The following is a 13,813-nucleotide window of genomic DNA, read 5'->3' on the forward strand; positions in this document are numbered from 1 at the left end:
GCGTTTACCAGCGGATGGAGAATGCGGCAACCGTCACGCCGAAGCGGCGGAATAATTCCGCCGCCGGTCACAGCACCTTTCTGATCCAGTTGTGCGGATCGGCCGCGCGACCATACTGGATGTCGACCAGTTGCTTCCGCAGCCCCATGGCGACAGGGCCGGCCGCACCGCCATTGATGAGAAACTCGCCCTTCGTGGAACACACCTTGCCGATCGGCGAGATGACGGCGGCCGTGCCGCAGGCGAAGGCCTCTTTCAGCTTTCCGCTGGCGGCATCCGCGCGCCACTGGTCGATCGTGTAGGTCTCCTCGCGCACGGGCGTGCCGGCATCCTTCGCGAGCGCGATGATCGAATCCCTGGTGATGCCCGGCAGGATCGTGCCGAGCGGCGGCGTCAGCAGCGAACCGTCGTCGAACACGAAGAAAACGTTCATGCCGCCGAGTTCCTCGATATAGCGGCGCTCGATCGCATCGAGGAAAACCACCTGATCGCAGCCGTGCTCGATGGCCTCGGCCTGCGCCCGCAGGCTCGCGGCGTAATTGCCGCCACACTTGACGGCACCGGTGCCGCCGATCGCCGCGCGCGTGTAGTGCTCCGACACCCAAATCGACACCGGCGCGGGCCCGCCCTTGAAATAGGAGCCGACCGGCGAGGCGATGACGGCGAAGATGTACTCCGCTGATGGCTTCACGCCGAGGAAGACCTCGCTCGCGATCATGAAGGGTCGCAGATAGAGACTACCCTCGCCGCCTGGAATCCAGGCGCGGTCGATGCGCACGAGCTGTTCGACCGCTTCGATGAACACGGGCTCGGGCAGCGGCGCCATGGCCATGCGCTCAGCCGAATTCCAGAAGCGGCGGGCATTGGCGTCGGGGCGGAACAGGTTCACGCCACCATCGTCGCGCTTGTAGGCCTTGAGGCCTTCGAAAATCTCCTGCGCGTAGTGCATGACGGCGGCGGCCGGATCGAGCGGGAAATTCGCGCGGGATTCGACGCGCGCGCCATGCCAGCCCTTCGCCTGATTGTAGCGAACGATAGCCATGTGATCGGTGAAAATCCGGCCGAAGCCCGGGTCCACGAGCCTTGCCGCGCGCTCCTTGTCGGAGGTCGCATTCGCCGCAGGCTGGATTTCGAATTTCAAACTCATACCCTTGCTTCCCGCTGTCGGAATCCGCGCGATTGCTGGCGCCGGTCTCGCCGGGCCGAACTGGCTTCGTCGGCCTGGACTTCACCGCCAGCCTTACGGCCGGTTTCCATGGCCCTCATGTCCGAAAGGACATGCTTTTGCCGGATGCTGAAGTCCAGTATGTTTTGTCGAAATGCCGCTCGACAATCACACGGTAGTCCCAATTTGCGGCCCAAGCCTCCATCACTGGTCTGCTCGTGGCCGATCTAAACTTTGCCAGGGACGAAACGATTTAAAATTTCGTCGTGACTGGCAGTTTTGTAACATTGAACCCAAGATACGTCAATATGGCTGACATAAATTTCTCAACGGCAGCAGCGCAGCCCGATTCTCCGGGAACGGACGTATCCGCCCCCGGGCCGCGGACGGGCGATTTGCGCTGGGACATCATCGAGCTCCTGTTCTTCGCCTATCGCGACTTCGTCGGCGATGCCGATCAGGAGCTGGAGGCGTTCGGCTTCGGCCGCGCCCACCACCGGGTGATGCACTTCGTCACGCGCTATCCCGGGCTCAAGGTCGCCGACCTTCTCGACGTCCTGCGCATCACCAAGCAATCGCTCGGCCGCGTGCTGAAGCAATTGCTCGACGAAGGCTACATCCTGCAGAAGACCGGCAGCAATGACCGGCGGCAGCGGCTGCTTTACGCCACCGCCAAGGGCGAAGCGCTGGTGGCCAAGCTGGCGGGACTGCAGACCGACCGCATCAACCGTGCGGTCGCCGGCCTCGATCCGGGCGGCATCGAGACCGTGCGGGCGTTCCTCCGTGCGATGATCGACCGCGACGACCCCGACAAGGTGCTGGAGACGATCTTCGGCGGCGCGGCCAAGAAGACGAGGGAGTGAACGTGACGCAGGGAGCAACCATCGCCGCGGCGACGGCACGCATGCCGATGAAACCGGCCGACGACGCGCCGCACCTGCTGCTGGTCGATGACGACCGCCGCATCCGCGATCTTCTCTCGCGCTTCCTCTGCGGCGAAGGCTACCGCGTCACGACCGCCATGAGCGCCAGCGACGCGCGTGCCAAACTGCTCGGGCTCAATTTCGACCTGCTGATCCTTGATGTGATGATGCCCGGCGAGAACGGCTTCGATCTCGCGCGCTTCATCCGTTCGTCCTCGTCGGTGCCGATCATCATGCTCACCGCGCGCCACGAGGCGGAAGCACGCATCGAGGGCCTGCAGATCGGCGCCGACGACTATGTGGCAAAGCCGTTCGAGCCGCGCGAACTGGTGCTGCGGATCGGCAACATCCTCAAGCGGACCGCGCCGCCGCCGGCGCAGACGCTGGAGCAGATCGCCTTCGGCCCCTACGTCTTCCATCTCGACCGCGGCGAATTGCGCCAGGGCGAGGAGATCATCCATCTGACCGACCGCGAGCGGGACATGCTGCGCATCCTCGCCGCGAGCCCCGGCGAAACCGTGCCGCGCGGCGCGCTGACCGGAGGCGGCACCGTCAACGAGCGCGCCGTCGACGTCCAGATCAACCGCCTGCGCCGCAAGATCGAGCGCGATCCCGCCAATCCCTTGTTCCTGCAGGCGGTGCGCGGCATCGGCTATCGCCTGGTGGCCTCGCCTTAAGCCTTATCCGCCATGAGCACGATCGACACGGGCCTGAGCCTGATCCGCAACGCCTCGCAGCGCGTCTCCAGAGCCAATGGCCGGATGGGAAACGCGTTCAAGAGCTGGATGCCGACCGGCCTCTATGCCCGCGCGCTGCTGATCATGATCGTGCCGATGGTGGTGCTGCAGACCGTGGTGGCCTTCGTGTTCATGGAACGGCACTGGAACACGGTGACGCGCCGCCTCTCCACCGCTGTGGTGCAGGACATCGCCGCCCTCATCGACGTCTACAAGACCTATCCGCAGGACAAGGACCGCGCGCAGGTGCGCCGGATCGCGCAGCGGCTCCAGCTCGTGGTCGATTTCCTGCCTCCCGGCGACATGCCGCCACCCGGGCCAAAGCCATTCTTTTCGCTGCTCGACCAGTCGCTGTCGGTGCAACTCGGCCGCCAGATCGGCCGTCCGTTCTGGATCGACACCGTCGGCAGGTCCAACCTGGTCGAGATCCGCGTGCAACTCGACGACGCGATCATGCGCATCTTCGCGCTGCGCAGCGCCGCCTATGCATCGAATTCGGAAATCTTCATCTTCTGGATGCTCGGCACCTCCACGATCCTTTTGATCGTCGCGGTGCTGTTCCTGCGCAACCAGATCAAGCCGATCCTGCGTTTGGCGGACGCCGCCGAAAGCTTCGGCAAGGGCCGGGAGGCACCGAATTTCCGGCCGCGCGGCGCGCGCGAGGTGCGGCGTGCGGCGCACGCCTTCCTGGAGATGAAGGCGCGCATCGAGCGCACGATCGAGCAGCGCACCGCGATGCTCGCCGGCGTCTCGCACGATCTGCGCACCATCCTGACCCGCTTCAAGCTGGAGCTCGCGCTGCTCGGCGAAGGCCCCGAAATCGACGCCATGCGCAAGGACGTCGACGAGATGTCGATGATGCTCGAGGACTATCTCGCCTTCGCCCGCGGCGACTCCGGCGAGGTCGCACAGCCGACCGACATGACGATGGCGCTGGAGGAATTGCGCAACGATGCCGAACGCCACGGCCATACCGCGACCGTCGCCTTCCACGGATTGCCTGTCGTGACGGTGAAGCCGGCCTCGTTCAAGCGCTGCCTCGGCAACCTCGTCTCCAATGCGGCGCGGCACGCCAACACGATCTCGATCACCGGCCACCGCGACCACCGCTATCTCACGGTCACCGTCGATGACGACGGCCCGGGCATTCCGGCTGATATGCGCGAGGAGGTGTTCAAGCCATTCCTGCGGCTCGACGACGCCCGCAATCAGGACGAGGGCGGCACCGGCCTCGGACTGGCCATCGCCCGCGACATCGCCCGCTCACATGGCGGCGACATCATGCTCGGCGACAGCCCGATGGGCGGCCTGCGTGCGACGGTAAGGGTACCAGTGTAACAATTCTTCCCTTCTCCCCTTGTGGGAGAAGGTGGCGCGAAGCGCCGGATGAGGAGTTCTCTCCACGGGCGGTGGTGTTGGTGGAGAGAACCCCTCACCCAAGCGAGCCCGCTGCAAGTAGCTAAGCAGCCCTCTCCCACAAGGGGAGAGGCCACAACAATTGGCATCACAAGGCTGAGCTAGCTCGGACGCTTGAAGCGCATGCGGCTACAAAAAGAACTTACTTCGGCAGCTTGGGGATCATGCCCTTCAGCTTTTCCATGTCCTTGATGTTCATCTTCATGCCGCCGGCCATGATGATGTCACCGGGCTTCTGGTCCGCCTTGCAGGGGCCGAGCCATTTAGCTTCGATCGTGCCGGTAGTATCGTGCGCCGCACCGGCCGAGCCGCGATCGGCGTGCGAGGTCGTCTTGACCGTGTAGGCGGAGTTGAAGTCGCCGGTGATCTCGGCATGCGAGGTCACCGTGACGCCGGCGACGCCGCACACGGAATCGCTGACATAGCCGGTCGCGGTCTTCTGGATATCCTGCTTGGAGCAGATATCCTTCGCCATCGGCGAGACCGCCGTGCTCATGTCCTTGTCGGTGGTCTCGTCGGTGCAATGCTGCATCGTCATTTCGGGCGTGGTCGAGCCCGTGCGCGCGATCTTCATCTCCCACAGGCCCGCCTTGCGGACCGGCAGATCGACGGCGCCGGCCGCCCCGGGCAGCAGCGCAGCCAGGCCGATGGCCGATCCGAGCAGAACGAAATATCGCGTCATGCGGCGATGCCGGTACCGGTGCCGATCAATAAAGCGTGCGCAGCGGCCGCTCGGCGGCGCCCCAAGGCACCCAGCGGCAGGAGAAGGAGACGTAGCCACCCTCATAGGGCTGCACCGCGAGGAATTTCACCACCTTGCCGTAGGAAGCGCAGTGATCGACCGCGAGCTGGCGGGCGTCCGCCTGCTGGGCCAGCGAATAGGCAATGATGCCGCCGGTATCGTTGCCCTTGAACGGGGGCACCCAGTCGGCCTTGGCCGGTGCAACGGCCAGCATTGCGCTTGCGGCAACCATGCCAGCGGCCAGAATTTTTCGCATCTGCAGACTCTCCTCAAATCCTCGGGCCGCACCATAAAGTGCGCGGGCGACCGTGAAAAGAATCGTGGGCCGGAGATTTGCGGAGTTCTCCGCCAGTGTTGCCGCGTTGCACTTGACCTCGCCCGGCCTTCGCGGCACCGTCCGGCGCATTGGATTGTCCGGCGGATTCTCATGCGCAACTCTGTTCGTTCCTCGACCAAAACTGGCCTCTGCGCCGCATTCGGCCTGCTGGTTGGCCTGTTGGCGTCCGCCCAGACTGCCCACGCCGCCAATCCGCTCGAGCTGAATTTCTGGCTGTCCGGACCGAAGTACGAAGGACGGGTGGCGCCCTGCGAGGCAGCGCTGCAGACCATCGCGTCTCAGTTCCAGGAAAAAGAGAACCAGTTCTGGAATTCCCCGCTGGTGATCACCGGCTATTCGCGCATCCACGAGACTGCCTTCCGTCCCTGGCAGTCCGACAACATCCCGCGCCGCTACTGCTCGGGCGACGCGGTGTTGAGCGACGGCAAGGTGCGCACCGTGCATTTCTCGATCATCGAGGATGGCGGATTTGCCAGCATCGGCCAGGGCGTCGAATGGTGCGTGGTCGGACTGGACCGCAACTGGGCCTATAATCCCGCCTGCAAGTCGGCCCGGCCCTGATCCTTAGGGCTGGTGTGGCGATGCTTGTTATCGAGCAATGCGTCGCATCACACTTTGTTCTTGAAATGTTCCATCTCCCTGCTAGGCTCGCCCGCGGTCGAGTGTGAGGGGTGCTTGATGTTTCGATTGGCCTTGGTTTCCCGCCTGCTGATTTCCGTCCTTGCCTTTTTTGCCGCGATTGGCCCGGTCAGCGCCCAGGACCGCCGACAAAACGCGCCGGGCGAGTTCGATTTCTACGTGCTTGCGCTGTCTTGGTCGCCGTCGTTCTGCGAAGCCGCCTCCGAGCGCGGCGATGGCCGGCGGGCGCAGGTCCAATGCGGCGGACGCCCCTACTCCTTCGTGGTGCATGGGCTCTGGCCGCAATATGAGCGCGGCTTTCCGGAATATTGCCAGCGGCCGGCGCCACGCCTTGCCCGCAATGTCATGAGCTCGATGCTCGACCTGATGCCGGCGCCCGGGCTGATCTACAACGAATGGGACAAGCACGGCACCTGCTCGGGCCTCCCCGCACGCGCTTATTTCGAGAGCATCCGCAAGGCCCGCGCCGCGGTAAAGATCCCTGAGGAATTCCTGCAATTGTCGGAGCCGAAGACGGTCGCACCCGGCGAAATCGAGGAAGCCTTCATCAAGGCCAATCCGGGCCTCAGCAGCTCGGCAATCTCGGTGACCTGCGACAGCAAGCGACTCAGCGAGGTCAGGATCTGCATGAGCAAGGACATGCAGTTCCGTGCCTGCGAGGAAACCGATCGCCGCGCCTGCCGCCGAGACCAGGTGGTGATGCCGCCGATCCGGGGCGGCTAGACAGTCTCTCCATCGTCATGCCCGGGGCTTGACCCGGGCATCCACGCTCTTCTTGACAGCGGCGACCGTGTGGATGGCCGGGACAAGCCCGGCCATGACGAGTAGAAGTGCGGTGTACAGACCAGCAGATATCTCATGAACTACCGTCACGCCTTTCACGCCGGCGGCTTTGCCGACGTCATCAAGCACATCGTGCTGGTGCGAATCCTGCTCTATCTGCAGGAAAAGCCGGCGGCGCTCCGCCTCATCGACACCCATGCCGGCGCCGGCCTCTATGATCTCACCTCCGACGAGGCACGGCGCGGCGGCGAATGGCTGACCGGAATCGCGCGCGTGATGCAGGCGCGATTCTCCAACGAAGCGCTGCCGCTGGTACTGCCTTATCTCGACATTGTGAGAGCCTTCAGCCCGCCGGGCGAACTGAAGGCCTACCCGGGCTCGCCCTTGATCGCACGGGCGCTGCTCCGGCCCCAGGATCGCCTCACCGCTTGCGAGCTCGAGCCGGAGGCGCGCAAACGCCTGATCGACGCGCTGCGCCGCGACGCCCAGGCGCGGGTGGTCGACCTCGATGGCTGGACCGCGCTGCCGGCCTTCGTCCCGCCGAAAGAAAGGCGCGGCCTGGTCCTGATCGACCCGCCCTTTGAAGCCAAGGACGAGTTCGAGCGGCTGGCGCAAGGCTTTTCGGAGGCGTTCGCCAAATGGCCGACCGGCAGCTATCTGCTGTGGTATCCGGTCAAAAGCCGTCGCGTGACCGACGATCTCGCACGGCATGTCGCTTTCGAGACAGGCAACAGCAAGCCGGCCGGCAAATGCCTGCGACTCGAATTCAGCGTCGCGCCTCGCGAAGCCGAGAGCGGACTGGTCTCGACCGGGCTCTTGATCGTCAATCCGCCCTGGACGCTTGCCGGTGAACTCAGAATGATCCTGCCCGAGTTGGAAAAGCCCTTGGGCCAAGGCGGCGCCGGCCGATTCAGGCTGGAGACGCCCAAACCTTAACCAACGCCGTTGCTGAAAACTCCCACTCGACCATAGGCAACTTGCCCGGAACCGTATTATGCTTGTCACGTTAGGACTGGCTTTACGTTCCGCTTCCGCGAATGGTTGCGGCGGAGTGACGAGGCCGAAGAAAAATCCAGGCGGGTCGGTGGCGTGACACAGGTCCGCTGAGGTGGCCAAGCTTCCGGCAGCGAATGTCCGGTCACCCGCTACGTGAGTTGCGCGTAGCGGCTGTGCAATGCGGGGGAGGAGTTTCCCGATGGCCATGACTGGGACAGTCAAATTCTTCAATGGAGAGCGCGGCTACGGCTTCATCAAGCCTGACGACGGCGGTCGCGATGTGTTCGTTCACATCACCGCAGTCGAACGCGCAGGACTAAAGGATTTGACCGAAGGACAGCGTATTACGTTCGACGTCGAACCAGACAAGAAGGGCAAAGGCCCCAAGGCGGTCAATCTGGTGATTTCATCGTGAGCCCTTGCGCTCACGCTGAAGCGGACTGAAGTCTCGGGTAACGATTTGCCGGGCGGCGCCCCGCTCGCACAGGCATGTGCGCGATCTCGCGCGTCAGCTCGGCATAAAAAAATTCCGGCCGCCTGCGACGGCCGGAAGGTTGTCGTCGATCGTTTTCTTATTCTTCGAAGTGATTGGTTAGAGCGTTTTCGAGCGAAGTGGACACCGGTTCGCGTGAAGAAAACGCGTCACAACTAGAATCTAGAGCTTCGGTTCTGATTCAATCAGAACCGAAAACTCTAGAAGTGATAGTTCACGCCGGCACGGATGACGCCGAAATGGTAGCCGTTCGACGCGCCCGTGATGATGAAGTTGCTGCTGGCGAGATCGACATAGAGATATTCGAGCTTGGCGCTCCAGTTCGGTGCAAAGGCCATCTCGGCGCCAAGGCCTGCGGTCCAGCCGACATTGGTCTGGGACTCCGACAGGCCGAAAGTCTCGGCCCGCAGTTCGCCGAACGCCAGGCCGGCGGTGGCGTAGAAGAGCACGTTCTGGAATGCGTAGCCGCCGCGGCCGCGGATGGTGCCGAACCAGGGATTCGAGAACTTCCACGGCGCAAAGGTTTCTTCCGCGCCGGTGGCCTGGATGTCGCCTTCGGCGCCGAACACCCACGGGCCGTTGGTCCAGTTGTAGCCGATCTGCGCGCCGCCCGCGAAACCCGACGGCTTGGTCGGGTTGTTGTTTACGCCGCCCCAGGCATAGCCGAAATTGCCGCCGAGATAGGGCCCTGCCCAGCTCATGGCGTTGAGCGGCTGGTTGACGGTATAGGGCCCGCGATAATCGGCCGCTGCTGACGACGTCGTCCATCCCCCGACCAACAGCGCCAGCAGGCGCAAGACGACAAACCGCTTCATCGCAACCACTCCAGAACGCAACAGCCGCGACCTGCCGGTTGCGAAGGCCGGCGTGGTTACGGAATTCACTGGTTTTTCGGGAAGATTTATCGAAAGTTTTAAGTTAAAGCCTTGTTAAGGGCGGTTACCGCCCCCTCATCAATCTTAATGAAGCGTTACCGGCGCAAGGCTTTCCACTCGGAGCCCGATGCTGGCGATGGCGGCCGGCAGCGCCTAGTTTAGGCCCATGGATCACGATTCTACCGACCATCCGAAGGCGTCCGTGCCCAAAGGAGCGCGCCACGGCGGAAACCCAGACTTGCCGCCGCAGGACCTCGCGCTCGTCACCGGCGACGTCGATCCGGCGACGTCGGCCGCGGAGGAGGACGAGGACGCGCGGCTGCCCGAGGTTCCCGAGGAACCGGCGGAGGCCGTCGCCGAAGGTACGCTCGCGGTCGGCCATGCCGCGATCGAGAATGCGGTGCGGCTCGCCCCGACCTCGCCGGGCGTCTACCGCATGCTCAACGCGGCCAACGACGTGCTGTATGTCGGCAAAGCGAAGAACGTCCGCAAACGGCTTTCGTCCTATGCCCGGCCCAACGCGCCGCTGCCGGCGCGCATTCTGCGCATGATCGCGGCGACGGTGAATGTCGAGATCGTCTCGACCACCACCGAGACCGAGGCGCTGCTGCTCGAGGCCAACCTCATCAAGCAGCTCCGGCCGCGCTTCAACGTGCAGCTACGCGACGACAAATCGTTTCCCTACATCCTGATCACGGGCGACCATTGGGCGCCGCAGATCCTCAAGCATCGCGGCGCGCAGACGCGGCCCGGGCGCTATTTCGGCCCGTTCGCCTCCGCTGGCGCCGTCAACCGCACCATCACGGCGCTGCAGCGCGCGTTCCTGATCCGCTCCTGCACCGACGGCTTCTTCGAGAGCCGCACCCGCCCCTGCCTGCTCTACCAGATCCGCCGCTGCTCCGGTCCTTGCACCGGCGAGATCGATTTCCCCGGCTATGGCGAATTGGTGCGCGAGGCGACCGAGTTTCTGTCGGGCCGCAGCCATGCGGTGAAGCAGGAGCTTGCCGGCGAAATGGAGAAGGCTTCCGCCGAGCTCGAATTCGAGACCGCCGCGCTCTACCGCGATCGCCTCGCCGCGCTGTCGGCGATCCAGTCGCAGCAGGGCATTAACCCGCGCACGGTGGAGGAAGCCGACGTGTTCGCCATCCATCAGGAGGGCGGCTATTCCTGCGTCGAGGTATTCTTCTTCCGCACCGGCCAGAATTGGGGCAACCGCGCCTATTTCCCGCGCGCGGAAAAATCGTTCACGCCGGAGGAGGTGCTCTCCTCCTTCCTCGCGCAGTTCTACGACGACAAGCCGCCGCCGAAGCTCATTTTGCTCTCGCACGAGGTCGAGGACGCCGAGCTGCTCGCCGACGCGCTGTCGGTCAAGGCGGGTCGCAAGGTGGAGGTTTCAGTTCCCAAGCGCGGCGAGAAGAAAGAGCTGGTCACCCATGCGCTGACCAATGCCCGCGAGGCGCTCGGCCGCAAGCTCGCGGACACCGCGACCCAAGGCCGGCTGCTCGAAGGCATGGCCACGACGCTCGGCCTGCCCCAGGCGCCGAAGCGCATCGAGGTCTACGACAACAGCCACATCCAGGGCACCAACGCGGTCGGCGCCATGATCGTGGCGGGTCCCGACGGGTTCATGAAGAACCAGTACCGCAAGTTCAACATCAAGTCGGAAGGGCTTACGCCTGGCGACGACTACGCGATGATGCGCGAGGTGCTGGAACGGCGCTTCAAGCGGCTGCTGAAGCCCGCCGAGGGCGAGGAGGCCAAGGTCAAGGCTGACGACGATTCCTTCCCGCAATGGCCGGACCTCGTCATCATCGACGGCGGCCGTGGGCAGTTGAACGCGGTGAAGGAGATTTTCGACCAGTTCGGGCTGACCCAGGTATCGCTGATGGCGGTGGCCAAGGGGCCGGACCGCGACGCCGGCCGCGAAACGCTGTTCATGCCCGATCGCGAGGCCATCAAGCTGGAGCCGCGCGATCCCGTGCTGTATTTCATCCAGCGGCTGCGCGACGAGGCGCACCGGTTCGTGATCGGCTCGCACCGCAAGCTGCGCAAGAAGGACATCCGTGAGGCCGGCTTACAGGAAATTCCCGGTATCGGCCCCTCGCGCAAGCGCGCGCTGCTGCATCATTTCGGAACGCTGAAGGAGATCGAGCGCGCCTCGATCGCCGACCTTGGCAAGGTTCCCGGTGTCAGCGCGGAGAGTGCGCGGAAGATCTTCGAGTTTTTCCACTCCCAGCCGGGGGGCTAGAGAGATGGAGTCATCAAGGCGTCGCCTGCAGCGGACCATCTTATGCGCGCACGGTTGACCTCGACGCTTCAGCGGTATTGGTAAGACGGATGAACATGGCGACCACAAGGGGGCAGCCCAAGACCCTGTCCCTCCCGAATATCCTGACCTACGCCCGCATCGCCGCCATCCCGGTGGTGGTCGGCTGCATCTATGTGCAGGCGATCATGGACGGCCCGCTCTGGCTGCGCTGGGTGGCGGTCGCGATCTTTATTGCCGCCGGGATCACCGATTACCTCGACGGCTATTATGCCCGGATCTGGAACCAGCAGTCGGCGTTCGGCCGGATGCTGGACCCGATCGCCGACAAGCTCCTGGTTGCCTCCTGCCTGCTGATGCTGGCCGCGGACGGCATCATCCACGGCTGGACGCTGTGGGCGGCGATCGTGATCCTCTGCCGCGAGATCCTGGTGTCGGGCCTGCGCGAATACCTCGCCGGCCTGCGCGTCAGCGTTCCCGTGACCAAGCTCGCCAAATGGAAGACCACGGTGCAGCTCGTCGCGATCGGCTTCCTGCTGGCGGGCGAGGCCGGCGATCAGATGGTCCCGGTAGTGACGTTGATCGGGTTGGCGCTGCTGTGGATCTCCGCGATCGTCACGATCTACACCGGCTACGATTATTTCCGCGCCGGCATCCATCATCTCATCAAGGAGGATGAAGGATGAAGGTGAAATATTTCGCCTGGGTCCGCGAGCGCATCGGCAGGGCCGAGGAGACCATCGAGCCGCCGGCCGATATCCGCACCATTGGCGAGCTGATCGATTGGCTTGCCGGGCGCGACGAGGCCTCCGCCTATGCCTTCGAGAAGCCGAAGGTGATCCGCGCCGCGATCGACCACGCCCATGTCCAGCAGGACGCCGCGATATCGGGCGCGCGCGAGATCGCGTTCTTTCCGCCGATGACAGGCGGCTGAGCCACAGCATGACCGCGATTGCGACCATCCGCATCCAGGACGCCGATTTCGACATCGCGCAGGAGATTGCCGCGCTCGGCAAGGGCCGCACCGATATCGGCGCCGTTGTCAGCTTCAGTGGCATCTGCCGCGGCAGCGAGAACGGCGAGCCGATCGCGGCGCTGACGCTGGAGCACTATCCCGGCATGGCGGAAGCCGAGATCAGGCGTCACGCGGAAGAAGCCATGTCGCGCTGGCCGCTGTCCGGTCTTACCGTCATTCACCGCGTCGGTCGCATCACGCCGGGCGAGAACATCGTGCTGGTGGTAACGGCGTCGCAGCACCGGCAGGCCGCGTTCCAGGCCGCCGAATTCCTGATGGACTACCTCAAGACTAGCGCGCCGTTCTGGAAGCGCGAGGAAAGCGCGCGGGGATCGAGCTGGATCGAGGCGCGCGACCATGATGACGCGGCAGCCGCGCGCTGGACCAAATCCTGATGGCCAAGCGTCCCACGCCGGCCGCCAAGCGCGGCCGATCTGCAGCGAAGTCCCCCAAGGTTGCCGCGCGCGAGCTCAAGACCCTGCTCGATTTCGTCCGCTATGCGGTGAGCCGCTTCACCGAGTCAAAGCTCGTGTTCGCGCACGGCACCACCGATCCGGTGGCCGAGGCTGCTTTCCTGGTCTGCGAAACCCTGCACCTGCATCCCGATCAGTTCGACCAGTTCGCCGGCGCACGCGTCACCGCGCATGAGGGCAAGCGGATCCTCGATCTGATCGAGCGCCGCATCGCGACGCGGAAGCCGGCCGCCTATCTCGTCAACAAGATCTACATGCGCGGCCTTCCCTTCTATGTCGACGAGCGCACCATCGTGCCGCGCTCCTTCATCGGCGAGCTGCTGGATTCGCATTTCGCCGGCGATGAGGAAGGCGGCTCGCTGATCGACGATCCCTTGTCCGTCGTGACCGTGCTCGACCTCTGCACCGGCTCCGGATGCCTTGCGGTCCTCGCCAGCCAAAGCTTCCCGAATGCCGATATCGACGCCGTCGATATCTCCAAGGACGCGCTGGCGGTCGCCGCGCGCAACGTCCGGGATTATGGACTCGAGGATCGGCTGACGCTGCACCAGGGCGACCTGTTCAAACCGCTCGTGGGCAGGCGCTACGATCTCATCATCTCCAATCCGCCCTATGTCGATGTGCTCGGCATGGCCTCGCTGCCGCGCGAATGCCGCGCCGAGCCAAAACTCGCCTTCGACGGCGGCGCCGACGGGCTCGACATTGTCAGGCGCATCCTCGACGAGGCGCCGCAGCATCTGACTCCGGAAGGTGGGCTGCTCTGCGAGATCGGCCGCGGGCGCGAGGTCCTGGAAGCCGCCTATCCGCAATTGCCGCTGCTCTGGCTCGATACCGAGGATTCCGAAGGCGAAGTGTTCTGGATCAGTGCATCCGATCTCTCGTCGGTTTGACGCTTTTCTTCGCAACGAGTGTCCGCTTCGCGCGATGACGCCGCGTGACGCAGTGCAACGCGG

The 13,813-nt window shown here is 64.2% G+C and carries 16 protein-coding genes; 12 read left to right on the top strand and 4 right to left on the bottom strand.

Annotation, left to right across the window (positions count from 1 at the left end; translation table 11 throughout):
* Positions 1-67: 67 nt before the first annotated feature.
* Positions 68-1,147: a branched-chain amino acid aminotransferase gene (locus ACZIRK_RS03950; RefSeq protein WP_028163905.1), complete on the bottom strand. Its 1,080-nt coding sequence runs from the start codon at positions 1,145-1,147 to the stop codon at positions 68-70.
* Between the two features lie 326 nt (positions 1,148-1,473).
* On the opposite strand from ACZIRK_RS03950, the gene ACZIRK_RS03955 reads away from it, so the two are divergent.
* From ACZIRK_RS03955 to ACZIRK_RS03965, 3 genes are read left to right on the top strand one after another with little or no spacing between them, the layout of a single operon-like run.
* Positions 1,474-2,028, top strand: a complete 555-nt coding sequence (locus tag ACZIRK_RS03955; RefSeq protein ID WP_130229528.1) for a MarR family winged helix-turn-helix transcriptional regulator — start codon at positions 1,474-1,476, stop codon at positions 2,026-2,028.
* A 41-nt stretch (positions 2,029-2,069) separates the two neighbouring features.
* Positions 2,070-2,765, top strand: coding sequence for a response regulator (locus tag ACZIRK_RS03960; protein ID WP_035690117.1), 696 nt, complete (start codon positions 2,070-2,072; stop codon positions 2,763-2,765).
* 12 nt (positions 2,766-2,777) lie between these two features.
* The gene (locus tag ACZIRK_RS03965) at positions 2,778-4,163 is read left to right on the top strand and encodes an ATP-binding protein (protein ID WP_130229529.1); all 1,386 of its coding nucleotides are present in this window, start codon (positions 2,778-2,780) and stop codon (positions 4,161-4,163) included.
* A 220-nt stretch (positions 4,164-4,383) separates the two neighbouring features.
* Here the strand turns inward: ACZIRK_RS03965 and ACZIRK_RS03970 are convergent, their stop codons facing one another.
* Complete coding sequence (locus ACZIRK_RS03970) at positions 4,384-4,923, bottom strand: DUF3617 domain-containing protein (RefSeq protein ID WP_130229530.1); 540 nt, start codon at positions 4,921-4,923, stop codon at positions 4,384-4,386.
* A gap of 25 nt (positions 4,924-4,948) precedes the next feature.
* A complete protein-coding gene (locus ACZIRK_RS03975; RefSeq protein ID WP_456645914.1) occupies positions 4,949-5,239 on the bottom strand; it encodes a hypothetical protein in 291 nt (96 codons plus the stop codon).
* 171 nt (positions 5,240-5,410) lie between these two features.
* Between ACZIRK_RS03975 and ACZIRK_RS03980 the strand changes: the two genes are divergently transcribed.
* The 4 genes from ACZIRK_RS03980 to ACZIRK_RS03995 all read left to right on the top strand — a co-directional run bounded on the left by ACZIRK_RS03980 (position 5,411) and on the right by ACZIRK_RS03995 (position 8,153).
* Positions 5,411-5,881, top strand: coding sequence for a hypothetical protein (locus tag ACZIRK_RS03980; RefSeq protein ID WP_130229532.1), 471 nt, complete (start codon positions 5,411-5,413; stop codon positions 5,879-5,881).
* 117 nt (positions 5,882-5,998) lie between these two features.
* Positions 5,999-6,682, top strand: a complete 684-nt coding sequence (locus tag ACZIRK_RS03985; RefSeq protein ID WP_130229537.1) for a ribonuclease T2 family protein — start codon at positions 5,999-6,001, stop codon at positions 6,680-6,682.
* Positions 6,683-6,817: 135 nt separating this feature from the next.
* Complete coding sequence (locus ACZIRK_RS03990) at positions 6,818-7,678, top strand: 23S rRNA (adenine(2030)-N(6))-methyltransferase RlmJ (RefSeq protein WP_130229533.1); 861 nt, start codon at positions 6,818-6,820, stop codon at positions 7,676-7,678.
* A gap of 259 nt (positions 7,679-7,937) precedes the next feature.
* Positions 7,938-8,153: a cold-shock protein gene (locus tag ACZIRK_RS03995; protein WP_027581161.1), complete on the top strand. Its 216-nt coding sequence runs from the start codon at positions 7,938-7,940 to the stop codon at positions 8,151-8,153.
* 278 nt (positions 8,154-8,431) lie between these two features.
* Here ACZIRK_RS03995 and ACZIRK_RS04000 read toward each other — a convergent pair whose 3' ends face one another.
* Positions 8,432-9,046 carry an outer membrane protein gene (locus tag ACZIRK_RS04000; protein WP_028163914.1) on the bottom strand — a complete coding sequence of 205 codons (615 nt, stop codon included), beginning with the start codon at positions 9,044-9,046 and terminating at the stop codon, positions 8,432-8,434.
* Positions 9,047-9,272: 226 nt separating this feature from the next.
* Between ACZIRK_RS04000 and uvrC the strand changes: the two genes are divergently transcribed.
* The 5 genes from uvrC (at position 9,273) to prmB (ending at position 13,750) form a co-directional block, all read left to right on the top strand.
* Positions 9,273-11,354 (top strand): excinuclease ABC subunit UvrC, encoded by a 2,082-nt coding sequence (gene uvrC / locus ACZIRK_RS04005; protein WP_463326978.1) that lies wholly within the window; start codon positions 9,273-9,275, stop codon positions 11,352-11,354.
* Between the two features lie 89 nt (positions 11,355-11,443).
* Positions 11,444-12,058: a CDP-diacylglycerol--glycerol-3-phosphate 3-phosphatidyltransferase gene (gene pgsA, locus ACZIRK_RS04010; protein ID WP_130229534.1), complete on the top strand. Its 615-nt coding sequence runs from the start codon at positions 11,444-11,446 to the stop codon at positions 12,056-12,058.
* Positions 12,055-12,306: a molybdopterin converting factor subunit 1 gene (gene moaD, locus ACZIRK_RS04015; RefSeq protein ID WP_028163917.1), complete on the top strand. Its 252-nt coding sequence runs from the start codon at positions 12,055-12,057 to the stop codon at positions 12,304-12,306. The genes pgsA and moaD overlap by 4 nt, the downstream gene beginning before the upstream one ends.
* Before the next feature lie 8 nt (positions 12,307-12,314).
* Positions 12,315-12,782, top strand: coding sequence for a molybdenum cofactor biosynthesis protein MoaE (locus ACZIRK_RS04020; RefSeq protein ID WP_130229535.1), 468 nt, complete (start codon positions 12,315-12,317; stop codon positions 12,780-12,782).
* Complete coding sequence (gene prmB, locus ACZIRK_RS04025) at positions 12,782-13,750, top strand: 50S ribosomal protein L3 N(5)-glutamine methyltransferase (protein ID WP_130229536.1); 969 nt, start codon at positions 12,782-12,784, stop codon at positions 13,748-13,750. The genes ACZIRK_RS04020 and prmB overlap by 1 nt, the downstream gene beginning before the upstream one ends.
* Positions 13,751-13,813 lie beyond the last annotated feature (63 nt).

The sequence above is a fragment of the Bradyrhizobium sp. Leo114 genome, from assembly GCF_055229415.2.

Coding starts and splice junctions, on each gene's coding strand:
- ACZIRK_RS03965 (WP_130229529.1), top strand. CDS start 2,778: ATGAGCACGATCGACACGGGCCTGAGCCTGATCCGCAACGCCTCGCAG.
- ACZIRK_RS03980 (WP_130229532.1), top strand. CDS start 5,411: ATGCGCAACTCTGTTCGTTCCTCGACCAAAACTGGCCTCTGCGCCGCA.
- ACZIRK_RS04000 (WP_028163914.1), bottom strand. CDS start 9,046: ATGAAGCGGTTTGTCGTCTTGCGCCTGCTGGCGCTGTTGGTCGGGGGA.
- ACZIRK_RS03950 (WP_028163905.1), bottom strand. CDS start 1,147: ATGAGTTTGAAATTCGAAATCCAGCCTGCGGCGAATGCGACCTCCGAC.
- ACZIRK_RS04020 (WP_130229535.1), top strand. CDS start 12,315: ATGACCGCGATTGCGACCATCCGCATCCAGGACGCCGATTTCGACATC.
- uvrC (WP_463326978.1), top strand. CDS start 9,273: ATGGATCACGATTCTACCGACCATCCGAAGGCGTCCGTGCCCAAAGGA.
- ACZIRK_RS03985 (WP_130229537.1), top strand. CDS start 5,999: ATGTTTCGATTGGCCTTGGTTTCCCGCCTGCTGATTTCCGTCCTTGCC.
- ACZIRK_RS03975 (WP_456645914.1), bottom strand. CDS start 5,239: ATGCGAAAAATTCTGGCCGCTGGCATGGTTGCCGCAAGCGCAATGCTG.
- ACZIRK_RS03995 (WP_027581161.1), top strand. CDS start 7,938: ATGGCCATGACTGGGACAGTCAAATTCTTCAATGGAGAGCGCGGCTAC.
- pgsA (WP_130229534.1), top strand. CDS start 11,444: ATGAACATGGCGACCACAAGGGGGCAGCCCAAGACCCTGTCCCTCCCG.
- prmB (WP_130229536.1), top strand. CDS start 12,782: ATGGCCAAGCGTCCCACGCCGGCCGCCAAGCGCGGCCGATCTGCAGCG.
- ACZIRK_RS03960 (WP_035690117.1), top strand. CDS start 2,070: ATGCCGATGAAACCGGCCGACGACGCGCCGCACCTGCTGCTGGTCGAT.
- ACZIRK_RS03990 (WP_130229533.1), top strand. CDS start 6,818: ATGAACTACCGTCACGCCTTTCACGCCGGCGGCTTTGCCGACGTCATC.
- ACZIRK_RS03970 (WP_130229530.1), bottom strand. CDS start 4,923: ATGACGCGATATTTCGTTCTGCTCGGATCGGCCATCGGCCTGGCTGCG.
- ACZIRK_RS03955 (WP_130229528.1), top strand. CDS start 1,474: ATGGCTGACATAAATTTCTCAACGGCAGCAGCGCAGCCCGATTCTCCG.
- moaD (WP_028163917.1), top strand. CDS start 12,055: ATGAAGGTGAAATATTTCGCCTGGGTCCGCGAGCGCATCGGCAGGGCC.